The following is a 22876-nucleotide window of genomic DNA, read 5'->3' on the forward strand; positions in this document are numbered from 1 at the left end:
CGATAGCGATATTAAATGATGTCAAAGGATAACAGATTGAATAATAAATTGCCCTATAAAGAAACACGTTTAACGCATGATGAGCGAAGCCATCAACTAACGAACATTAATGTCTGGACTCCAGATAGCCAGTGGTTAGCGTACGATATACGACCAAATGGTAGTTCTTTTACAGGTTTATCTATAGAAAAAATTCATGTAAAAACACGGCAAGTTGTTGAGGTTTATCGTGCAAGTCATGGGGCTCACGTGGGGGTGGTAACTGTAAGTCCTCAACCACCAATTCAATATGCGTTTATACATGGCCCTGAGTACCCAGATGATCAGTGGCAATATGATTTTCACCACCGGAGAGGGGTGTATGTTAAAGACGAGCAATTAAACGTCGCCCACTCCATTGATGCAATGTGTATTACTCCTCCTTATTTAGTGGGGGCGTTACGTGGGGGCACTCATGTTCACGTTTTCAGTCCAGACGGAAAGTGGCTGAGTTTTACATATAACGACCATGTTATGCACGAATTAGATGTGCAATTAGATCAACGGAATGTTGCGATTGCTGTACCTATCGGTCCTATCAATGTAAACCCCAAAAAACATGTTCGAGAATATAATGGTGACTACTTTTGTTGTGTTGTGACCCAGACTACACCGCAGCCTAAAGCTAACAGTGATGAAATTAGCCGTGCATACGAAGAGGGTTGGGTAGGTCAAAAAGGCTATCAAAAACAGAGTGGGGAATGGCAGGAAAGAGCCTTGGTATTTATTGGTGATACTCATTCTACAAATGGTGAAATTATTCCTGAGATCTACATTGTTGATTTGCCTTCACAGCTTGAGGATTACATGATTGCAGGGGAATTTCCTATCCAAGGAACAGAATCGAGCATGCCTTCCCCTCCTAGGGGGATACTGCAAAGGCGCTTAACTTATACACAGGATAAAAAATTTCCTGGTTTAGCAAAACAACCTCGACATTGGCTTAGAACTTCTCCAGATGGTAAATCAATCGCTTGTTTGATGAATGATGATGACGGTAATGCTCAATTATGGTTAGTTGATACGCTAACTGGAACACAAAGGCAAATAACACACGGTTCTTCGCCACTTCAGTCTGCTTTTAACTGGGATAGTAAAGGAGAGCACATCTGCTTTATTCGTGATAATAGCGTCATGTATTGTCATGTTGTGACTGGAACTATGCAAAAACTAACAGAATGGACGGAGCTTGCCCCTGTTGCCGATGCCGTTGTATTTTCACCTAATGATGAGTTGATCGCATTCATGCGTGATATTGATGGATTTAGACAGATTTATACCGTAGAAACGGGTTTAAAGCGGCAAATAAAATAATCAGATTACTATAATAACGGATAAAAAAGTTAGGATTGACTTTTTTATTCGTAATTGTTTTTATTATATTCCAATAAAAAACTCAATCATTTAATTGTTAATTATTTACATGTAGAACATGTAGATGCTTACAAATAGAATATTTAAAGTTAAGAAAAATTCTTGTCATAATAAATTAATAATTAAAGTAATATTACATAAATGATTTGCCAGAACTTAGTTAGGTTAAAAATAATGTATTAACAAATACATTTAGTACACAATCATATTTTAATTATAAACGTTCGATTACTTCTGGACTACTTTTTCGTTTTATCTTTATTTTCAAGTTCTTCTATACGTTTTTTGGGGGAGTCAGCTTTATCGTCATTATCTGATTTGGCGTAATCTAAAGGAATTAAAAGAGTATCCATAACAACAGAAAAAGGTAAATCAATAGCAAGTAAAGGTTTGATGACCCAACCCGTTTCATCATCTTTAATCATTTTAATACTATTTTTAGAACCAGGGTAATAACCTTCTGACGGGCCCGCATGAGTCATAATACTCGAGCAACCACTCAAAATAAGAGGTGCGATAAGGAAACAGAATCGTATTGAAATTAAACTCGGCATAGACGTCGTTAACCTGTATTTAGCTTGTTATTCCTAATGTTGACTTATAATAACGAAAAACAAGAAATTCACAATAATGGCGTCATATTATTATTTTATTTAACTGTATGTATTTTTTTAGTTAATAGTTTTCTTGTAGCTATTAACTAAAAATGTTTACCTTCAGTATCTATTCGATGAATGGTAAATAACGTTAAGAAATAAAGACATACTATTTTATATTTGTTATCAGTTTGAAAATTCTAAAAAAATAGGTCATTTATTCATTCTGAACTGTGCTCTATGGCACATATTACCCTCAGGCTATTTGGCATAATCGATTCAGTAGTCTGTTTTATCGCCTATTTGGGTGTGTTTAATGGGTAACTTGTCGTCAAAAGGATGTGGTCTATGAGTGAGTTAGCTCTTACTGTAAGTTTGTTGGCGTTAGCTGCTGCTTTAGGGCTATGGATTGGTAATTGGAAAATCCGTAGTGTTGGGCTGGGTATTGGTGGTGTCCTATTTGGGGGGATCATCGTTGGGCATTTTGCCCAAAGTTACGGCTTACAACTGAATAAAGACATGCTGCATTTTATTCAAGAGTTTGGCTTGATACTGTTTGTATACACGATTGGTATTCAGGTCGGGCCTGGTTTTTTCTCTTCTTTACGTGTTTCTGGCCTAAAATTAAATGGCTTCGCACTAATGGTGGTTGTCTTAGGTGCGGTGGTAACGGCAATTATATATAAAGTTGCGAATATCCCATTACCTATTATTTTAGGTATTTTTTCAGGTGCAGTCACGAATACCCCATCTTTAGGTGCTGGTCAGCAAATTTTATCTGATTTAGGCTCTGATCCTAACCTTGTTGACCAGATGGGGATGGGTTATGCCATGGCATATCCTATGGGGATTTGTGGCATATTATTAGTGATGTGGTTAGTACGCATTATTTTTAGGATCTCAGTAGATAAAGAAGCTTCCGCATTTAATAGTTCTAACTTTCAACAGCGCGACTCTCTGCAGACTATGAATATTGCCATTCGTAACGCTAATCTTGATGGCTTAATGATGCAAGACATCCCACTACTTGGTAGCGAAGCGATTGTTTGTTCAAGATTAAAACGTGGAGATATGCTTGTTGTCCCTCAGCCCACAACAGAGATCCATTTAGGGGATCTATTGCACGTTGTTGGTTTGAAAGACGATTTAAATAAAGTTCGCTTAATATTAGGTGAGGAAGTTGATGCATCCCTTTCGACATCAAGCTCTATTTTGCATTCCGTTCGTGTAGTAGTCACGAATGATGCCGTATTAAGTAAAAGGCTTAAAGACTTAAATTTAAAACAAAAATATGACGTTGTTGTTACACGATTAAATCGTACGGGTATTGATTTAGTGGCTAATAACAATTCAGTTTTACAATTTGGCGATATTTTAAATATTGTTGGGCGTCCTGAGTCAATTGAAGCTGTCACTGCTTTGTTAGGCAATGCGAAACAAAAACTACAGCAAGTTCAAATGTTACCTGTGTTCCTTGGAATAGGGCTTGGGGTTGTACTGGGGTCAATACCTGTTTTTGTTCCAGGTTTTCCTGCAGCGCTAAAACTTGGATTAGCGGGAGGTCCATTAGTTGTTGCATTAATTCTAGGCCGTATAGGGACGATCGGGCGTTTATATTGGTTTATGCCTCCGAGTGCAAATTTGGCGTTGAGAGAGCTGGGAATTGTCATGTTCCTCGCTGTGGTAGGGCTCAATTCTGGTGGTGGCTTCATTGATACTTTAATTAAAGGCGATGGGCTGACGTGGATTGGCTATGGGTTATTGATCACGTTTGTGCCGCTATTTATTACAGGTGTTGTCGCTCGAATTTTTGGCAAAATGAACTATCTGAGCCTTTGCGGGGTGCTAGCGGGTTCCATGACGGATCCGCCTGCATTAGCATTCGCAAATAATATTCATGCGACCAGCGGCGCGCCCGCATTATCTTATGCAACAGTTTATCCATTAGCGATGTTTTTAAGGATTATTTCGCCTCAATTGCTGGCCATTTTATTTTGGGCTGTTTAGTTAAATGTGATAATCCATTTGATGAATAACTAACACTGTTTAAGGCTTGTTTTTCAATTGGATAGGTGAGTATTCTGATGGATGTAGAAGAAGGCCATTAAAAAGTATCACGATATATAGGGGCAAAAAGTGCTTTTGTTCAAGCAATAACCAAATTGAAAAGATGTTCTAATGGTTCTGAATGATATTCGTATTGAAAAATTAATTTGATTTCAATTACGGAGTTCTCGCTAATTTTAGCCCTTTCTATATGAAAGGGCTTTTTTTTACCTAAAAATTGCAATGACAGGGTTAAAAGCCCTTTGTTATTTAGCAACCTAACAGGTTACTTCTTGATACGCTTTTTCTAGTTCTTCAGCTAATATCTTGATCCCCTGTTCAATTTTTTCTGGTTCAGGGACATAGTTCATGCGCATACATTGATGTGCATGTGGCCAATCTTGTTCGATACCGGGAAAGAAGTAGTGGCCAGGAACCATCAATACACCACGTTTTTTTAAGCGTTGGTATAATTCTAAGCTATTAATTGGCAAGCCTTTAAACCATAACCAAAGAAAAATAGCACCTTCAGGCTTATGAATTAAACATTTATCTTCTGGAATATAGCGGCGAATAATTTCGATGGCTTCTTCCACTCGTTGCTTATAAAAAGGGCCAATGACATTCTTAGATAATGAGATAAGGTCATCTTTCTTAAGCATTTCTAACGCAAGTGCAGGGCCTATGCCACCTGGAGCAAGGCTGATAATGCCGTTCATGTTGCTAACGGCTTCAATGATTTCTTCATTAGCGATGATAATGCCGCATCGAGTTCCAGGTAAACCAAGTTTAGATAAACTCATACAAAGAATGACATTTTCGTTCCAAAATGGCGTAGCTTCGCTGAAGATAATGCCGGGGAAAGGAACGCCATAAGCATTGTCTATTAATAATGGGATATTATGTTGTTTAGCTAGTTTGTCTAAATGCTCAACTTCTTCATCTGTAATGACATTACCAGTTGGGTTTGTTGGGCGAGATACGCAAATAACACCAATGTCATCAGTCACTTCTAAAGTATTAAAATCTACACGGTACTTAAATTGACCATTAGGTAAAAACTCAATTTGCGGTTTATTAGCCACAAATAAGTCGTCGTCTAGCCCTGAGTCTGCATAACCGACATATTCAGGGGCAAGAGGGAAGAGGACTTTACGAGTGATACCATCTTCAAAGCGACCGGCTAGCAAGTTAAATAGATAGAAAAAAGCACTCTGGCTGCCGTTAGATAGGGCAATATTTTTCGCGCTAATATTCCAACCTAGTTTTGCTTTTAGCGTTGCTGCAAGCGCTTTCAACATGGCATCTTTACCTTGAGGACCATCATAATTACATAAAGTGTCCGTCAATTGGCCATTAGCACACATTTCTGCTAATAGATCTTGGAAATACTTATCCATTTCAGGGATATGAGCTGGATTGCCACCCCCTAACATAATGGAGCCAGGGGTTCTTATGCCGTCATTCAAGTCTTTCATTAATAATGAAATGCCTGAATTTTGGGCAAATTTATTACCAAATTTAGAAAATATCATCGCATTTATTCACATATATTTATTAGATTGTTAATGGAATTTAAAACATACTCTGCTACTTCTCAGAGTTCAACCACCCATTCACATCTTTTTTTAATTTAAAATATCGAAAGTTTATAGTTGGCCGAGTTAAAATATTGCAATGTTAATGCAATGGTGGTTTATTTTTCTTTTTCTTTGGTAAGTTACACTGATAAAAACTAATTTATTTAAATTGGCAACAATGCATTAAATGGTCATTTACCATGCCAGTCGCTTGCATAAATGCATAACAAGTGATTGAACCTACAAATTTAAAACCATGTTTTTTAAGTGCTTTGGAAAGAAGCTTAGACGTTTCAGTTTCCGTAGGAACTTGCGACGAATTTTCCCAAGCATTGACAATGGGGCGGCCATCAACAAATTGCCAAAGAAAAGTAGAAAAATCTTCACCATTGTCTTGCATCGCTAAATAGGCTTTTGCATTCGCGATAATCGCATTAATTTTGAGTCGGTTACGGATAATTCGAGTGTCTTGCATAAGTCGCTCAACATCATTCTCATTCATTAATGCGATTTTTGTAGGATCGAAATGATGAAATAAATCACGATATCCTTGGCGTTTTTTTAAAATGGTGTACCAAGATAGCCCGGCTTGCTGGCCTTCAAGGCAAAGCATTTCAAATAATGCTAAGTTGCTATAATTGGGTTTACCCCATTCATGGTCGTGATAAGCGATATATTCAGGGTCTTGATTAACCCAATGGCAACGTGTCAGAGAAGTACCCATTTTTCATCCTTTTTACAGTTTCGATAACCTTGTTTCAAAAAACAAACCATTTATACTGTATAAATAACCAGCTTGAAAGGGGTGAAAGTATTTTTTTTTATTTTTAGAATAAATACAGACATATTCAATGCTGTATATCTTGCGGTCAAAGGGTATACTGGCGTACTTTCATTAAATTTTACGTATCGCGTGCGGATCTAACATGCAAAAGTTTGATACCAAGACCTTCCAAGGTCTAATCCTGACATTACAGGACTACTGGGCGCGTCAAGGCTGTACCATTGTTCAACCATTGGACATGGAAGTCGGCGCCGGAACTTCTCACCCAATGACGTGTTTGCGTGCATTAGGCCCTGAGCCTATTGCTGCGGCTTATGTTCAACCATCTCGTCGACCTACTGATGGTCGTTATGGTGAAAACCCAAACCGTCTACAACACTATTATCAGTTTCAGGTGATCATTAAACCATCACCCGACAATATCCAAGAATTATACCTAGGCTCTTTAAAAGAATTAGGTGTTGACCCAACCGTTCACGACATTCGCTTTGTTGAAGATAACTGGGAAAACCCAACCCTAGGGGCTTGGGGATTAGGTTGGGAAGTATGGCTTAACGGGATGGAAGTGACTCAGTTTACTTACTTCCAGCAGGTCGGTGGTCTTGAATGTAAACCGGTAACGGGTGAAATTACATACGGCCTAGAACGCTTAGCTATGTATATTCAAGGCGTGGACAGCGTGTATGACCTTGTCTGGTGTGATGGCCCATTGGGTAAAACCACCTATGGTGATATTTATCATCAAAACGAAGTTGAGCAATCAACCTATAACTTCGAATACGCAAATGTAGATTTTCTTTTCAAATGTTTTGAAGAGTATGAAAAAGAAGCTCAACACTTGCTGGCTTTGGAAACACCACTTCCACTACCTGCATACGAACGTATTTTGAAAGCGGCTCATACTTTCAACCTACTCGATGCACGTAAAGCCATTTCTGTTACTGAACGCCAACGCTATATTTTACGTATTCGTACCCTAACTAAAGGGGTTGCAGAAGCGTACTATGCTTCTCGTGAAGCGCTTGGATTCCCTATGTGTCATAAGAACTAAGAGGCTGTCATGACTCAACAGACTTTCCTTGTGGAAATCGGCACCGAAGAGTTACCGCCGAAGGCTCTTCGTTCATTAGCTGAATCATTTGCTGCAAATTTTACGGCTGAACTTGATGGTGCTGATATCGCTCATGGTGCAGTAACGTGGTTTGCTGCCCCTCGTCGTCTAGCACTTAAAGTCGCTGATTTAGCGGCTTCACAGCCAGACCGTGAAGTTGAAAAACGCGGCCCTGCTATCTCTCAGGCGTTTGGTCCAGATGGCCAACCGACTAAAGCCGCTGAAGGCTGGGCTCGTGGTTGTGGTATTACCGTTGATCAAGCTGAGCGTTTGACGACCGATAAAGGCGAATGGCTACTGTATCGTGCTCAAGTAAAAGGGCAGGCTGTCAGCGAATTATTGGTTGATATGACTAGCCGCGCGCTCGCAAAACTACCCATTCCTAAATTAATGCGCTGGGCTGATAAAGACACTCAATTCGTTCGTCCTGTTCATACCGTCACATTACTACTAGGTAGCGATGTTATTGATGGTGAAATCTTAGGTATCAAGAGCGGGCGCACGATTCGTGGTCACCGTTTCATGGGTGAATCTGAATTTACTATTGATAATGCGGAACAATATCCAGCCATTTTACGTGAACGCGGTAAAGTCATGGCGGATTACGCAGAACGTAAAGCGGTTATTAAAGCAGATGCGGAAAAAGCAGCTCAGGCTCTTGGTGGCCAAGCTGACTTAACAGATAGCTTGCTTGAAGAAGTGACGTCATTGGTTGAATGGCCAGTCGTTTTAACGGCTAAATTTGAAGAGAAATTCTTAGAGGTTCCTTCAGAAGCGCTCGTTTACACCATGAAAGGGGACCAAAAATATTTCCCAGTTTATGATAAGACTGGCAAGCTAATGCCTAACTTTATCTTTGTGGCCAATATTGAGTCTTCTGACCCTCAGCAAATCATTTCAGGTAACGAAAAAGTTGTGCGTCCACGTTTAGCGGATGCCGAATTTTTCTTTAAGACTGACCGTAAACAACGTTTGGAAGATAACTTACCACGCCTAGAAACCGTATTGTTCCAGAAACAATTAGGTACACTGCGTGATAAAACCGACCGTTTAGAAGCATTAGCTGGCTGGATTGCGAGCAAAATTGGTGCGGATGTCAATCATGCTACACGAGCTGGCTTATTAGCGAAATGTGACTTAATGACTAACATGGTGTTTGAGTTCACAGACACTCAAGGCGTTATGGGAATGCACTACGCACGCCATGATGGTGAGTCAGAAGATGTTGCATTAGCTTTAAAAGAGCAGTACCAACCGCGTTTCTCAGGGGATGCACTTCCATCAACTGACGTTTCAGCTGCATTAGCACTGGCTGAAAAAATGGATACGCTTGCGGGTATTTTTGGTATCGGTCAACATCCTAAAGGCGATAAAGACCCATTTGCTCTGCGCCGTGCTGCGTTAGGCGTCTTACGCATTATCGTTGAAAAAGGCTATCAGCTTGATCTCGTTGAAATGACAGAAGAAGCGGCTCGCTTATACGGTGATAAATTAACCAATGACAATGTGGTGAGTGACGTTGTTGAGTTCATGCTTGGCCGTTTCCGTTCTTGGTATCAAGAATTAGGCTATAGCATTGATACCATTCAAGCGGTATTAGCTCGTCACCCAACACAACCAGCTGACTTTGATGCACGAGTGAAAGCCGTTACTCACTTCCGTTCATTAGACGAAGCACAGGCTCTTGCAGCGGCAAATAAACGTGTTTCCAATATTCTGAGCAAATCAGAAGAAAAACTTGCGGACAACGTTTTAGCCTCTGTTCTAAAAATGCCTGAAGAAGTCAAACTGGCGACTCACGTTGTGGTATTACAAGATAAGCTTGCGCCAATGTTTGCAGAAAGGAATTATCAAGAGGCTTTAGTTGAATTAGCTTCTTTACGCGATATCGTGGATGAATTCTTTGCAAATGTGATGGTAATGGATGAAGACCAAGCGGTTCGTATTAACCGTTTGACACTATTAAGCCAGTTACGTGAGTTATTCTTAAGAGTAGCGGATATTTCTTTACTGCAATAGGCTTAAAATTGAGTTATTAGCGTGTTGTTAATGCTATTTTTATAAACTCTAACCTGTTTGATAAATAAGCACTAAAATATTTTAGTGCTTATTTTTTGCTTTAAATAAGGCGAGTTGCATATAAACCTTACCATTTTGGTGGTTTTATCGGCAAACGAACAGAATTGGCGAAAAATGGGTTGACGACCTCCGTTCTTGGCAGTATTATTCACACCGTTTTCGGCGAGTAGCGCAGCTTGGTAGCGCAACTGGTTTGGGACCAGTGGGTCGGAGGTTCGAATCCTCTCTCGCCGACCAAATTCTAAAACCCACCTCATTGAGGTGGGTTTTTTCATTTTTACCCCTTCCTATTTTTCACCTCAACTATTTCAGACTAACTTGGCTTGCACTCAATCACCTATCTCTGTTGATATATAAGCTGACTCACTCATGTTGTTTTAGGTAAAAACGCTTTTTCATTACAAGGACTCGTTAATGAAAGTTGATAACGTTTTATCGATACATCTTTGCTGCTTCTTATTCAGTTTTTGTACCATTATTGGTTTTAAAGCTTATAGCACGCCTATAGCGCCTCCAAATGGCATTATCCAAGTCCCCTCTACTTGTATCATGATGAATCAAGTACATTTCATTGGGCTTGAGCAAGTAAAAGAAATCGCTCGTAGCCAAGTGAATAAATGGCGGCAAAAGATAGAAGGCCAGTGCATTGATGAACAAGGCTTGCTTAAATATGCGGATGACATTACGGCAGAGTTAGTTCATGCAGGCTATTTGACCTCTTACTTGTATTACCCAGAGCAAACTTTTCTATTTGGTATCCTGCAAGCAAAAATAATAGCAGGAACAGTTTCTTCAGTGGTTTATCAACATGAGCAGGTAGAATATAAATCACTTCAACATATATTTCCTTTTCAACTAGGGGATGCGCTTAATCTGCGACAAGTTGAGCAAGGTTTGCACAACTTACAAAATGCATCTTTAATCCCTTTTCAAGTCAAATTAATTGCAGATGATAAGCATGAAAACGCCACTCAAATTATAGTGTTAGGCCAGCACCGGCGAGAATTTCAAGGTACTCTCTCCTTTGAGTCACACTCAATGGCCCATCAGGTAGGCAATACAAATACAGTTAGCCATACTTTTATGGTTGCTAATCCTTTGCTACTAAATGATTTTCTATATTCAAATATTAGCCGTCAATTTAGTAACACTGAAGAGACCGAAGTGAAATCAGCCATGTTGTTTTATTCTCTTCCTTATCAATACTGGTTGTTTTCAATATTGAGTGGATACCAGAAAAATAAAACGGTCATTGCTAGCAATGATGTTGTTTTACCTCTGCAGCAGCATCATGGTTTCTTATTATTACAAGCCGAGTATTTATTAAAGCGAACAGAAAACGCGATGACTTCATTAAGCCTAGGGTCTGAAAGCCAAAAGAGTGACACATTTTTGGCTAATCTACACTTACGAACACAACAACGTTTGGCTCATTACATTATCGGTGAGTTGACTCATCAGGTTAGCTTTTTACAGGGTAGCGCTTTAATGGCATTAAAGTATAAACAAGGAACTAGCTGGTTTGGTGCAAATGCACAGCAAGTTACAGGTTTAAATAAGCCACAGGTTATACAAATCTCGGCTTCTGCAATGAGGGTGGCTTCTCCTTTTCAATATGAAAGCCAACTTGATGTGCAATTAAGTCGTGATAAGTTAGATGTTTTATTAGAGCAAGAGTCATTTATTGGTTTTGGGGGCGTTAGCGGTTTTATTGGAGGGGGCGAGCCCTTTGATATGGGGGATAATAGTTTAAAGCTACAAAGTGAGGTCCTCTGGCAGAGCCCATGGCCATATCTGGCTTTATATACCTCGTTAGGTTTAGGAACAACATCAAATGATAGAGGAACCTTTTGGAAAGAAAATCTATTGCTGGGTGGTAGAGTCGGAGCTAAAGGCCAAATAGGGCGTTTGTCATATCATTTATTTGCTGAAACTCCAATTTGGCAAACTGACCAGCTGTTGGTGAATTCAATGAGTACAGGTCTTCAGGTAAGGGTTCATTATTAGTTAAATCATAGGGTTAAGATAGGCAATTGCATCATTCAGGAATGGCCGAATTAATACTAGGCAATTGTAGCTTTTATCGTTGGTATTAAAGCATATTCTGTATTTGGGCAAATAGAATACAAACTCTTATCAGTGTTATTTTATTCTTTAAGTTATCAGTTAGTTAAAATTTTGTTTAGCATAGTCAGCTGAATGTTTTTTATTTGCTTATAAAACAAACTAAATTATTACATACTAAAATAATTTCCATATCAATTCTCTTTAGTGTTTTATTTCGCACTACACTAATAAAAGCACTATATTCGTTCAGTAATTCAGCACTTAATCACAAATATAAAAATAAATAACCGCAACATAAAACCCTATTCACTACGAATTATATGGTTATAACGCCTGCACCTTGTCCTATACTGTAAAATTTTAAGCTAAATTGCGATGCTAATTGTTTCTAATATGTTACATAGATTGTAGGTGAGTCATAAATGTGGCTATTGACGAAGTGAGTAACAGTTGATTAATTGCACAATGAATAACAAAAAATACAGATACTACATCTGTCGTTTTTATGACGGATTTAGGCATCAAGCAAAACAACATGAACACCATAGGAGCATACAGATGCGCTCTATTAAAAAGACAGGTTTACTGACTGTAGGGCTTACATTGGCAGCATTAGCAGTATCAGCATCAGTACAGGCAAAAACGTTAGTTTATTGTTCAGAAGGTTCCCCAGAGGGCTTTAACCCGCAGTTGTTCACGTCAGGAACAACCTATGATGCAAGTTCAATCCCACTGTATAACCGCTTAGTGGAATTCAAATTAGGAACGACGGAAATTGAACCGGGCCTAGCGGAAAGCTGGGAAGTGAGTGATGATGGTAAAGAATATACTTTCCATCTACGTAAAGGTGTCAAATGGCACTCGAATAAAGAATTTAAGCCAAGCCGTGATTTGAATGCGGACGATGTCATCTATACATTTATGCGTCAAAAAGATGCAAATCACCCATACCATAAAGTTTCAGGTGGCAGCTATGAATACTTTATGGGAATGGATATGGATAAAATTATCGATAAAGTTGAAAAAGTCGATGATAACACCGTAAAAATTACGTTAACTCGTCCAGAATCTCCATTCTTAGCCGATATGGCAATGGACTTCGCATCCATTCTTTCTGCTGAATATGCAGATCAGATGTTGAAAGCGGGTACGCCAGAAAAAGTAGACTTAAACCCAATCGGAACAGGCCCATTTGTTCTGCAACAGTATCAGAAAGACTCCCGTATTCTTTATAAAGCCAACGACCAATATTGGGGCACAAAACCTAAACTTGACCGTTTAGTCTTCTCTATCACGCCAGATGCTTCCGTTCGTTATGCAAAACTGCAAAAAAATGAATGCCAAGTCATGCCATATCCAAATCCGGCTGATTTAGAGCGTATGAAGCAAGATAAAGACATTACGTTAATGGAGCAACCAGGCCTAAACGTCGGTTACCTCTCTTATAATGTCGAGAAAAAACCGTTAGATAATCAAAAAGTTCGCCAAGCGCTGTCTATGGCGGTGAACAAAGATGCAATTATCGAAGCGGTTTATCAAGGTGCAGGCCAAAAAGCGAAAAACCTTATCCCACCGACAATGTGGGGCTATAACGATGCTGTGAACGATTACGAATATAATCCTGAAAAAGCGAAAGCCTTATTAGCAGAAGCGGGTTTCCCGAATGGTTTTGAGATAGACCTGTGGGCGATGCCTGTTCAACGACCATATAACCCAAATGCACGCCGTATGGCGGAAATGATCCAAGCAGACTGGGCAAAAGTTGGCGTTAAATCAAAAGTTGTCAGCTATGAGTGGGGCGAATACCTCAAACGTGCGAAAGATGGCGAGCCACAAACGGTAATGATGGGGTGGACGGGTGACAATGGGGACCCTGATAACTTCTTCGCAACCTTATTTAGCTGCGCCGCAAAAGAGCAAGGTTCTAACTACTCAAAATGGTGTAATGAAAGCTTTGAAAACTTGATCCAACCTGCGCGCCAAACTGCAGATCACGACAAACGAGTCGAACTGTATAAGCAAGCGCAAGTTGTGATGAATGAGCAGGCGCCAGCTCTCATTATTGCACACTCCACGGTGTTCGAGCCAGTACGTAAAGAAGTCAAAGGCTATGTGGTTGACCCACTAGGGAAACACCACTTCGAAAACGTCGATATTGAGAAGTAATCGTATCTAATCTGTCTATGCCCTTCGTTGCTGGTTTAGAGCGGAGGGCGTTTTCTTCTCTAGAAGAAGCGGAAAAGTTAAGTTGTTTGTGAGCACCCGGAAAAGCGATTTTCTGAGTAGCCAAACGGACTAAGAGCCGTCAACGGCATTATTAAAGAGATTCAGGATATGTTGCAATTTATCCTCCGACGATTGGGGCTTGTGATCCCCACGTTTATCGGTATTACATTATTAACCTTTGCTTTTGTCCACATGATCCCGGGTGACCCGGTGATGATCATGGCTGGTGAAAGGGGATTATCCCCTGAAAGGCATGCTTATTTAATGGCTGAACTAGGGCTTGATCAGCCACTTTGGAAGCAATATCTCCATTACATCAATGGGATATTTCATGGTGATTTAGGGATTTCCCTAAAAAGCCGTATTGGTGTGTGGGAAGAGTTTTTACCGCGTTTTTTAGCGACAGTCGAACTAGCTACCTGCGCCATGATTTTTGCGGTTTCTGTTGGGATCCCTGTTGGGGTTTTAGCGGCAGTAAAACGTGGGTCAATTTTTGACCATACTGCCATCGGCCTTTCTTTAACGGGTTACTCAATGCCTATCTTCTGGTGGGGGATCATGCTCATCATGCTTGTGTCGGTGCAGTTAGACCTCACCCCAGTAGCTGGCCGAGTCAGTGATACCGTTTTTCTGGATGACTCCCAGCCTCTAACCGGTTTTATGCTTATTGATACCCTAATTTGGGGGGAGGATGGTGATTTTATTGATGCGGTAGAACACTTAATATTGCCGTCTATTGTTTTAGGAACGATCCCATTAGCCGTTATTGTGCGTATGACTCGCTCGTCAATGTTGGAAGTGTTGGGAGAAGACTATATTCGTACCGCACGGGCTAAAGGCCTTGGCCGCGCGCGCGTCATTTTAATTCACGCATTACGCAACGCATTATTACCCGTAGTCACGGTAATTGGCTTACAGGTTGGGGTGATGTTAGCGGGGGCTATTTTAACAGAAACTATTTTCTCATGGCCTGGATTAGGACGCTGGTTAATCGAAGGGTTACAGCGCCGTGACTACCCTGTAGTACAAGGGGGAGTCTTGCTGGTAGCTACACTGATCATACTCGTAAACTTAGTGGTCGACGTGCTGTATGGCATTGTAAACCCACGTATTCGTCATAAGAAATAAGGAGCGCTAAATGTCTCAATCTACTGAGCCAACTGTTGTCAGCGCCCCGCAGCCGATGACACCATTGCAAGAGTTTTGGCACTATTTTAAGCGTAACAAAGGGGCCGTTGTCGGGATGTTCTATATTATCCTGATGGTGCTGATTGCGATTTTTGCGGGGGTATTGGCGCCTCACGCACCTGATGAGCAATTTCGTGATTTTTTACTTGTTCCACCAGTTTGGGAAGATGGGGGAAGTTGGCAGTTTATTTTAGGGACAGATGATGTTGGGCGTGATTTACTTTCCCGCTTAATGTATGGCGCACGTTTGTCATTGCTAGTAGGCTGCTTAGTCGTTGTTTTATCATTAATTATGGGTGTCACCATTGGGGTGATCGCGGGATATTTTGGTGGTGTTGTTGATGCGTTAATCATGCGTGTAGTTGACATCATGTTGGCATTACCGAGCCTATTATTAGCGTTGGTGCTGGTGGCCATTTTTGGCCCGTCCATTGTTAATGCTTCTATTGCTTTGACGTTTGTTGCTTTGCCACATTACATCAGGCTGACGCGTGCGGCTGTACTGGTGGAAGTCAACCGTGATTATGTCACTGCCTCTCGAGTTGCGGGTGCGGGAGCGGCTCGTCAAATGTTCATCAATATTTTACCTAACTGTTTGGCACCTTTGATTGTACAGGCCTCTTTAGGTTTTTCGAATGCCATTTTAGATATGGCTGCTTTGGGTTTCCTCGGAATGGGCGCACAGCCACCAACTCCTGAATGGGGAACGATGCTGTCTGATGTGTTGCAATTTGCACAAAGCGCATGGTGGGTAGTGACTTTTCCTGGATTAGCAATTTTATTGACGGTGCTTGCGTTCAACCTGATGGGTGATGGGTTACGTGATGCATTTGATCCAAAACTCAAGCAGTGATGAGGTAACCAAATGGCATTGTTAAATGTAGAACAACTTTCGGTACATTTCGGAGACGAAAAAGCACCGTTTCGCGCCGTTGACCGCATCAGCTATAGCGTTGATAAAGGCCAGGTCGTTGGTATTGTTGGTGAGTCGGGTTCAGGTAAATCGGTGAGTTCACTCGCGATTATGGGATTGATCGATTACCCCGGAAAAGTGATGGCAGATTCATTAAAATTTGATGGACGTGATTTGCTGTCGATCCCTGAAAAAGAACGTAGGCAGATTGTTGGTGCCGATGTTGCGATGATTTTCCAAGATCCGATGACCAGTTTAAACCCTTGTTTTACCGTGGGGTATCAGATCATTGAAGCATTGAAAGTGCATCAAGGCGGGAGCAAAAGTACACGCAAACAGCGGGCTATTGACCTGTTAGATATGGTGGGGATCCCTGACCCACAATCACGTTTAGATGTGTATCCTCACCAGTTGTCTGGTGGGATGAGCCAGCGAGTGATGATTGCGATGGCGATAGCATGTCGACCTAAATTATTGATTGCGGATGAACCGACAACAGCGCTAGATGTTACTATTCAAGCCCAAATCATTGAATTGTTGTTGGAATTGCAGCAACAAGAAAATATGGCATTAGTGCTTATCACTCATGACCTCGCTTTAGTAGCAGAAGCGGCACATCACATAATTGTAATGTATGCAGGGCAGGTGGTTGAGTCCGCCAAAGCGAGTGATATTTTTAAACACCCTCGCCATCCTTATACACAAGCGCTACTACGTGCCTTGCCGGAATTTGCGACAAATAAATCACGTTTAGCCTCACTTCCCGGTGTGGTTCCCGGAAAATACGATAGGCCAGTGGGCTGTTTATTGAACCCACGTTGTCCGTATGCAACGGAGATATGCCGTCAAGAAGAGCCAATGTTACAAACCGTTGGTGATCGCCAAGTCAAATGCCATATGCCACTGGATGATATGGGGAGGCCAACACTATGAGTGACAAACAATATACTCCATTACTTAAAGCTGTGGATTTGAAAAAATATTATTCCGTCAAAAGAGGGGTTTTTGCTGCCGAGAAAACCTTAAAAGCATTGGATGGAGTCTCTTTTGAACTAGAAAGAGGTAAAACACTGGCAGTGGTTGGGGAGTCCGGTTGTGGTAAATCGACATTGGGTCGTTTATTAACCATGATTGAGCAACCTTCTGAAGGCGAGTTGTATTATCAAGGCCAAGACTTGTTAATAAAAGATAAGTCTGCAGAGAAGCTACGCCGTCAAAAAATCCAAATTGTTTTTCAAAACCCTTATGGCTCGCTAAACCCACGTAAAAAGGTGGGGCAAATTTTGGAAGAGCCGCTATTGATTAATACTTCGCTATCGAAAGAGCAGCGTAAAGAAAAAGTGCTCTCCATGATGGCTAAAGTGGGCTTGAAAACAGAGCACTATAGCCGATACCCTCATATGTTTTCTGGTGGTCAACGTCAACGTATCGCGATAGCACGTGGTTTAATGCTTGACCCTGACATCGTGGTTGCAGATGAACCTGTTTCCGCTCTGGATGTTTCTGTTCGTGCTCAAGTATTAAATCTGATGATGGATCTACAGCAAGACTTAGGTTTATCTTATGTGTTTATTTCACACGATTTATCGGTGGTAGAGCATATTGCTGATGAAGTCATGGTGATGTATTTAGGCCGCTGTGTGGAAAAAGGGACAAAAGAGCAGATTTTTAATAACCCTCTTCATCCTTATACCCAAGCGTTATTATCCGCGACACCAAGGTTGAATCCAGACGCTCGGCGCGAACGTATTAAATTAACGGGAGAGTTGCCAAGTCCCTTGAACCCACCACCGGGGTGCGCATTCGCCGCGCGTTGTCGTAGAGCATTTGGTCAGTGTACGCAGCTCCAGCCAACATTGAAGGAATATAACCAACAGTTGGTTGCATGTTTTGCGGTTGATGAAGATGAAAAGCAGATGATTGTTATGAGTTAATGTGTGAAACGGCAGAAAAGGCTAATTTTCTGCCGTTTTTTATTCAAGTATGCCTTTAATCAGTTTTAACATGTTGTTTGTCCTAAATACCCAATCTTTCTTTTTAAGCTACTCTTTTGCAGATAAAATCAAGTATACTGGCTGATGTTCCCGTTTTCTTTAAAAAGCTGCTTGATTAGAAAGGTTGTGGCCAAATGAATACCCGAGTCCAACGCTCACTAACATTAAAAAGTATGGTCGTATTCTTTATGATTACGTTGCTATCACTTGCGCTTTTTTTAGCTATTCAATTCAGTTACTTAGTTGAACAACGTAAGCAAGATTATTTAGACCAACTCAGTAACGCTGTAGTGCAAATTCAAGAACCATTAACAGATTCATTGCTAAGCTCCGATCTTAACGAAGTCAAACGGTTGCTGATAAGTTTAAAAACATCGGGTATTATGGGAAATGCGATTATTACGGTTGATGGCACAACGGTAATGAATCTAAGCTTTGCAACGCCTAAGCCGATACCTAATTGGGTGACTCATTTTGTGGGGATCCCTGTCGAAATGACCGTGCCGCTGTACGCCTATGGTAATGTTGTGTTGCAAGCGAAGCCTCAAGGGTATTTAACATTACAGGTTGACCCTAACCGTGTTTATCGGTTCGCATTAAATACACTTGCTTTGATGACAACCACTTATTTGCTGTTAGTACTCATTATTGCTATTGGAATGACGTGGTGCGTCAGCCGTATGATAGTAAGACCACTGCGAAAAATCGCAATTGAGTTACAGACAAATTCTGAAGTTAATCAAATTACTGTGTCTGAATATCATCATGACGATGAGCTCGGTTTACTTGCAAAAGGGTATAATCGTCAAAGAAAACAGCAAAAATCAGACTAAGCCATGAACATGAACTCAGCTTTATGGTCTAATATCGTTATAGTGGTGACAATGAAAAATGGAATAAAGCCAAACTATATCGTTTAACCCGATAAGTTCGCGTTTTTCGTTAATTTATCTGTCGTTATTCGCGGTTAAATATAAAGATATAAAACACATAGGGGTTTACATGCAGGGCTTGAAAGTTCGGTATATCATTAGTGTTGTATTATTCTCCGTCTCGCATTTAGCGGTGGCTGAGTCTTTACAACCTGATCCAGCATGGCAGCAAGGAAAGCTAGAAAATGGCTTTAGCTGGCAATTATTACAAACACCACAACGTCCAAATGACCGTATCCAGCTCAGATTAGCAATAAAAGCAGGCTCATTAACAGAAAAAGCGAGCGAGAAAGGATACAGTTATCTCATTCCTAAAATGGCGTTGTTTCATCAAACAGAAGCGTTTCCAACTGCAACATTACAAGAATTTTGGCGTCAGGCAGCAGACCCTGACATGCCTATTCCACCCGCTGTTGTTTCCTATGACTATACTATTTATAGCTTAAGTTTACCTAATAATCGCCCAGACCTAATTAAGCAAGCGCTCAATTGGCTTGCAACTTCTGTTGCAGGTGCGGAGTATACAGAAACGACGTTACATAATGGTTTAACCGCTCAAAACGTACCCGTAGCAACACTCCCTTTAAATGCCAACGATCCCGTTTGGCGAGCGCGTTTAAAGGGGTCAACGATGATGGGGTATGACCCAGGCCAAAAACCGAATGATGTTGTGGCGCTTGAAAGTGTGAACTCTTTTTATCAAAAATGGTATACACCGGATGTCATGACATTGTATGTCGCGGGCCATGTGGATGCTCGAATGTTATCTGATTCAATTTCACAAAATTTCTCTTCATTAGAAGGTCGGCGCTCTGAACCGGTTTCTGTTGCCGTGTTATCGTCAGTAAAACCGCAATCTATTGATATTTTGCAGGAACAACCTGCACAGGACACGCTTTCATTAATTTGGGATATTGATTGGCTACCCATTAAAGACTCAAATGTCTTACTGCGTTATTGGTCCAGTGACTTAGCGCGTGAAGCGGTTTATCGCTCCTTGCAAAAAGCGTTCAATCAAAAGTTTAGTCAAGGGGAAGTCGTTCCGGGGTTAGATTGTCGTGTGCAATATCAAAAAGCCAGTTGTACATTAACGGTCACGGCAGCGCCTGAAAAAATGGCGGCGGTGACAGACATTGTCGCGAGTGAGCTTGCATCGATTAACCAAAATGGTATTGCGCCTGAGTTATTTGACGACATGCTCAAAGAGAAACAGGTGCAGTTATCGCAGTTGTTTGCCGCTTATGCGCGCACGAGTACCGACGTTCTGATTAGCCAACGTTTAATTTCTCAACAAAATGGGGTGGTTGATATTGCTCCTGAACAGTATCAGCGGTTAAGGCAATCTTTCTTGGCGTCACAAAGCCTTGAACAGGTGAATATGGAAGCTCGTCGGTTATTATCTCAAGAGGCAGCGTTTGTATTAGCGCAGCCAAAAGATAAACAAATGATGGATGCAGAACAAATTCGCCAGAAATTTACCAAGGTGCTATGGCCTCAAATTGCAGCGCCAGTATCAACAGAAGCCGCATCCGCTTCACCTGTAGAAGAAAAATCTACTGCACAATAAATATGAAAAGATAGAAATACGAAAGATAGCCATTGAATATCCAGTGGCTATTTTTTCATTTCATGTTGTTGGCTTAATATTGATTCAATAACGTGGATCAGCGTCTCTCGTGATTCTCTATCATCAACAAACCCTGCCGCACTGGTTTTTGCTTTTGGTGCGTAATAGGCTACCGAGCCCCAAAAACCTAAATGGGAATACAAGGTGATGCCATTGACAACATTCACCATGATGCCCAATCTGTAATTTTCTGCGCCATCATGAGAACCCATACTTAGCATAGTCTCTAGCGTATTTGGTGATGAAAAAATATTTCCCTCAAACAGCGCTTCTAGAAATATCGCCATTTGTTTCGATGACATAACTAAACCACCACCGCCATAGGCATCCATGGAAGCGTGAACATGAGTGCCATCCCATTTACCTAAGTATTGGCGAGCCCGGGGAGCCGCGATTTTAGGGGGCGGCTCTAATGACTCCCAATAGGCGCTTTCAAGGCCAATAGAGTTGAAATGCAAAAGTTCCCTAACGGCTAGGCCAAGGGATTGCCCTGTGATTCGTTCAATAATATCACCGAGCAAAATATACCCAGTATCTGAATAGATAAAGGACTCTGAAGGCGAAAACGTTGGAAATTGTTTACCCATGTACATCTCGACCTGCTCTGTTCGGCTCCAAACATAATTAGGCTGTTTAAGAACGGCTTTGAGATAGTCACCATCAGCATGGTCTAGCAGGCCACTGCTGTGCTCCAGTAAATGGCGGATGGTGATAGCACGAGTGTTATATTGGGTACTGAGCAGCGCATCATATTGTGGGTCAATATATTCAGATATTGCATCATCAATACTAAGTTTCCCCATTTCAGTAAGACGTAAAATTGCAGCCGCAGTAAATGTCTTTGTGTTACTGGCGATTCGCAGCGGTGTATCAACAGTGAGGGGCGCACCTTCAAGATCTGCTCCTCTGGCGCAGAAGGTTCCTACGCTATTTTGGGTTTGATTATGGTAGTAAAGGACGACACCACAAGTTAAATTTTCGAGTTGTTGAATAGAGGTGGTCATAATAATCTCATTATTAAATGATTAAGATGAGGATACATGCCATCTTAATCATATTCATACGAACCAATGTACGTTTAAAATGCGCTGAAATGGGTAATATGGCAGCCATACTAGGGTCAGTGTTTTTTCTTTTTATATAAATTTGGTGCTATGTTTACTCTAGATATAAGAACATAAAATGTACCCAGATATTGATGTAAAGGAAATAGCATGAACAACGTGAATACATTTTTACAACGGTTAGGCTTGCGTTATCCCATTATACAAGCTCCGATGGCAGGCGTTTCCACCCCAGCGCTAGCCGCTGCAGTTTCAGAGGCGGGCGGGCTTGGCTCACTAGGCCTAGGTGCAAATTCAGTGGAACAAGCTCGCCAATTGATTATTCAAACGCAAGCTCTGACAAGTAAAGCATTCAACGTCAATTTATTTTGCCATTTACCTGCGAAGCGTCATCCCACGAATGAACAAGCGTGGATCCAGTATTTAACCCCTTACTTTACCCAATTTAATGAGCATCCCCCTGCTTATCTCAATGAAATTTATGACACTTTTTTAGATAACTCAGAAATGTTATCTGTGTTGCTTGCAACAAAACCTGCAGTCGTAAGTTTCCATTTTAATATTCCATCCTTCGAGGTAATCCAGAAATTGAAACAACATGGGATTTATACCATGGCGACCGCAACCAATTTGCATGAAGCACAACAAGTTGAATTGGCTGGGATTGACGCTGTTGTTGCACAAGGTATTGAGGCGGGAGGGCATCGAGGTATGTTTGATTTGCAGGCTTTAGATGAAGAACTGACCACTTATGAATTAGTGACGTTAATATCTCAACATATTGATTTACCAGTGATTGCGGCTGGTGGCATGATGGATGGGCAAGGTATTAATATGGCTTTAGATTGCGGTGCTGCTGCCGCTCAATTAGGCACTGCATTTTTGCTTTGTCCTGAATCTGCCGCGAACGCAGGCTATCGAGCTAAGATTAAGCAACAAACTGGGGATCACACGCAACTAACGTCTGCAATTTCAGGGCGTCCAGCGAGAGGGATTATTAATCAATTTATTCGAGCAGGTAACGGCTATGAGACAAGTCAATTACCTGATTATCCATTGGTTTATGATATTGGTAAGCAGCTTAATGCAGCAGCAATCAAATCAGGTAGCGATGAATTTTCGGCATATTGGGCGGGGCAGAGTGTGGCGAAAGCTCGCGAGATGCCAGCGTCTTTATTGGTTAGAACGTTAGCAGAAGAAATGAAACGCTAGTTTTAAGCGTGGTGGGGCGGGTTGCATCACCGCCCTCAATAAGT

17 protein-coding genes and 1 tRNA gene are annotated in these 22876 nt (G+C 41.2%); 14 read left to right on the forward strand and 4 right to left on the reverse strand.

The genetic code is table 11. The features are described from left to right. Positions 1-15: 15 nt before the first annotated feature. Positions 16-1353, forward strand: a complete 1338-nt coding sequence (locus tag M0M83_RS01420) for a DUF3748 domain-containing protein (RefSeq protein WP_248467424.1) — start codon at positions 16-18, stop codon at positions 1351-1353. A gap of 299 nt (positions 1354-1652) precedes the next feature. Here M0M83_RS01420 and M0M83_RS01425 read toward each other — a convergent pair whose 3' ends face one another. Next, positions 1653-1895 carry a YceK/YidQ family lipoprotein gene (locus M0M83_RS01425; RefSeq protein ID WP_336432219.1) on the reverse strand — a complete coding sequence of 81 codons (243 nt, stop codon included), beginning with the start codon at positions 1893-1895 and terminating at the stop codon, positions 1653-1655. A 462-nt stretch (positions 1896-2357) separates the two neighbouring features. On the opposite strand from M0M83_RS01425, the gene M0M83_RS01430 reads away from it, so the two are divergent. Continuing rightward, positions 2358-4016, forward strand: a complete 1659-nt coding sequence (locus tag M0M83_RS01430) for a putative transporter (RefSeq protein WP_102138858.1) — start codon at positions 2358-2360, stop codon at positions 4014-4016. A gap of 317 nt (positions 4017-4333) precedes the next feature. Here M0M83_RS01430 and M0M83_RS01435 read toward each other — a convergent pair whose 3' ends face one another. After that, the gene (locus tag M0M83_RS01435) at positions 4334-5590 is read right to left on the reverse strand and encodes a valine--pyruvate transaminase (RefSeq protein ID WP_248467426.1); all 1257 of its coding nucleotides are present in this window, start codon (positions 5588-5590) and stop codon (positions 4334-4336) included. Positions 5591-5795: 205 nt separating this feature from the next. Further along, complete coding sequence (locus tag M0M83_RS01440; RefSeq protein WP_248467427.1) at positions 5796-6359, reverse strand: DNA-3-methyladenine glycosylase I; 564 nt, start codon at positions 6357-6359, stop codon at positions 5796-5798. Between the two features lie 202 nt (positions 6360-6561). Between M0M83_RS01440 and glyQ the strand changes: the two genes are divergently transcribed. From glyQ to M0M83_RS01495, 11 genes are all read left to right on the forward strand, one after another. After that, a complete protein-coding gene (glyQ, locus tag M0M83_RS01445) occupies positions 6562-7470 on the forward strand; it encodes a glycine--tRNA ligase subunit alpha (protein WP_004262647.1) in 909 nt (302 codons plus the stop codon). Between the two features lie 9 nt (positions 7471-7479). Next, on the forward strand, positions 7480-9549 hold the full coding sequence (glyS, locus tag M0M83_RS01450; protein ID WP_248467428.1) for a glycine--tRNA ligase subunit beta: 2070 nt from the start codon (positions 7480-7482) through the stop codon (positions 9547-9549). A 220-nt stretch (positions 9550-9769) separates the two neighbouring features. Beyond that, positions 9770-9846, forward strand: a tRNA-Pro gene (locus M0M83_RS01455). Between the two features lie 177 nt (positions 9847-10023). Beyond that, positions 10024-11616: a ShlB/FhaC/HecB family hemolysin secretion/activation protein gene (locus tag M0M83_RS01460; protein ID WP_248467429.1), complete on the forward strand. Its 1593-nt coding sequence runs from the start codon at positions 10024-10026 to the stop codon at positions 11614-11616. Positions 11617-12234: 618 nt separating this feature from the next. Beyond that, positions 12235-13842: a dipeptide ABC transporter periplasmic-binding protein DppA gene (gene dppA / locus M0M83_RS01465; RefSeq protein WP_102138864.1), complete on the forward strand. Its 1608-nt coding sequence runs from the start codon at positions 12235-12237 to the stop codon at positions 13840-13842. Between the two features lie 168 nt (positions 13843-14010). Beyond that, positions 14011-15030 (forward strand): dipeptide ABC transporter permease DppB, encoded by a 1020-nt coding sequence (gene dppB, locus M0M83_RS01470; RefSeq protein ID WP_102138865.1) that lies wholly within the window; start codon positions 14011-14013, stop codon positions 15028-15030. A gap of 10 nt (positions 15031-15040) precedes the next feature. Continuing rightward, a complete protein-coding gene (gene dppC / locus M0M83_RS01475) occupies positions 15041-15943 on the forward strand; it encodes a dipeptide ABC transporter permease DppC (protein WP_213913560.1) in 903 nt (300 codons plus the stop codon). A 12-nt stretch (positions 15944-15955) separates the two neighbouring features. Beyond that, the gene (gene dppD, locus M0M83_RS01480) at positions 15956-16936 is read left to right on the forward strand and encodes a dipeptide ABC transporter ATP-binding protein (protein ID WP_102138867.1); all 981 of its coding nucleotides are present in this window, start codon (positions 15956-15958) and stop codon (positions 16934-16936) included. Further along, positions 16933-17937 carry a dipeptide ABC transporter ATP-binding subunit DppF gene (dppF, locus tag M0M83_RS01485; protein WP_213913562.1) on the forward strand — a complete coding sequence of 335 codons (1005 nt, stop codon included), beginning with the start codon at positions 16933-16935 and terminating at the stop codon, positions 17935-17937. Before dppD ends, dppF begins: the two co-directional genes overlap by 4 nt. A 194-nt stretch (positions 17938-18131) precedes the next feature. Further along, positions 18132-18830, forward strand: a complete 699-nt coding sequence (locus M0M83_RS01490; protein ID WP_125891706.1) for a HAMP domain-containing protein — start codon at positions 18132-18134, stop codon at positions 18828-18830. A gap of 169 nt (positions 18831-18999) precedes the next feature. Next, positions 19000-20496, forward strand: coding sequence for a M16 family metallopeptidase (locus M0M83_RS01495; RefSeq protein ID WP_248467430.1), 1497 nt, complete (start codon positions 19000-19002; stop codon positions 20494-20496). 47 nt (positions 20497-20543) lie between these two features. Here M0M83_RS01495 and M0M83_RS01500 read toward each other — a convergent pair whose 3' ends face one another. Then, positions 20544-21560, reverse strand: coding sequence for a serine hydrolase domain-containing protein (locus tag M0M83_RS01500; RefSeq protein WP_248467431.1), 1017 nt, complete (start codon positions 21558-21560; stop codon positions 20544-20546). A 210-nt stretch (positions 21561-21770) separates the two neighbouring features. Here M0M83_RS01500 and M0M83_RS01505 point away from each other — a divergent pair, with 210 nt between their 5' ends. Beyond that, complete coding sequence (locus M0M83_RS01505) at positions 21771-22832, forward strand: NAD(P)H-dependent flavin oxidoreductase (protein ID WP_125891703.1); 1062 nt, start codon at positions 21771-21773, stop codon at positions 22830-22832. Positions 22833-22876: the final 44 nt, after the last annotated feature.

Origin of the sequence: Providencia rettgeri (genome assembly GCF_023205015.1) — a bacterium.
Lineage (GTDB): Bacteria > Pseudomonadota > Gammaproteobacteria > Enterobacterales > Enterobacteriaceae > Providencia > Providencia rettgeri_E.

What these genes read in the sequence shown, in the direction of transcription:
- M0M83_RS01420 (WP_248467424.1), top strand. Translation starts at nt 16, where the DNA reads ATGATGTCAAAGGATAACAGATTGAATAATAAATTGCCCTATAAAGAA.
- M0M83_RS01425 (WP_336432219.1), bottom strand. Translation starts at nt 1,895, where the DNA reads ATGACTCATGCGGGCCCGTCAGAAGGTTATTACCCTGGTTCTAAAAAT.
- M0M83_RS01430 (WP_102138858.1), top strand. Translation starts at nt 2,358, where the DNA reads ATGAGTGAGTTAGCTCTTACTGTAAGTTTGTTGGCGTTAGCTGCTGCT.
- M0M83_RS01435 (WP_248467426.1), bottom strand. Translation starts at nt 5,590, where the DNA reads ATGATATTTTCTAAATTTGGTAATAAATTTGCCCAAAATTCAGGCATT.
- M0M83_RS01440 (WP_248467427.1), bottom strand. Translation starts at nt 6,359, where the DNA reads ATGGGTACTTCTCTGACACGTTGCCATTGGGTTAATCAAGACCCTGAA.
- glyQ (WP_004262647.1), top strand. Translation starts at nt 6,562, where the DNA reads ATGCAAAAGTTTGATACCAAGACCTTCCAAGGTCTAATCCTGACATTA.
- glyS (WP_248467428.1), top strand. Translation starts at nt 7,480, where the DNA reads ATGACTCAACAGACTTTCCTTGTGGAAATCGGCACCGAAGAGTTACCG.
- M0M83_RS01460 (WP_248467429.1), top strand. Translation starts at nt 10,024, where the DNA reads ATGAAAGTTGATAACGTTTTATCGATACATCTTTGCTGCTTCTTATTC.
- dppA (WP_102138864.1), top strand. Translation starts at nt 12,235, where the DNA reads ATGCGCTCTATTAAAAAGACAGGTTTACTGACTGTAGGGCTTACATTG.
- dppB (WP_102138865.1), top strand. Translation starts at nt 14,011, where the DNA reads ATGTTGCAATTTATCCTCCGACGATTGGGGCTTGTGATCCCCACGTTT.
- dppC (WP_213913560.1), top strand. Translation starts at nt 15,041, where the DNA reads ATGTCTCAATCTACTGAGCCAACTGTTGTCAGCGCCCCGCAGCCGATG.
- dppD (WP_102138867.1), top strand. Translation starts at nt 15,956, where the DNA reads ATGGCATTGTTAAATGTAGAACAACTTTCGGTACATTTCGGAGACGAA.
- dppF (WP_213913562.1), top strand. Translation starts at nt 16,933, where the DNA reads ATGAGTGACAAACAATATACTCCATTACTTAAAGCTGTGGATTTGAAA.
- M0M83_RS01490 (WP_125891706.1), top strand. Translation starts at nt 18,132, where the DNA reads ATGAATACCCGAGTCCAACGCTCACTAACATTAAAAAGTATGGTCGTA.
- M0M83_RS01495 (WP_248467430.1), top strand. Translation starts at nt 19,000, where the DNA reads ATGCAGGGCTTGAAAGTTCGGTATATCATTAGTGTTGTATTATTCTCC.
- M0M83_RS01500 (WP_248467431.1), bottom strand. Translation starts at nt 21,560, where the DNA reads ATGACCACCTCTATTCAACAACTCGAAAATTTAACTTGTGGTGTCGTC.
- M0M83_RS01505 (WP_125891703.1), top strand. Translation starts at nt 21,771, where the DNA reads ATGAACAACGTGAATACATTTTTACAACGGTTAGGCTTGCGTTATCCC.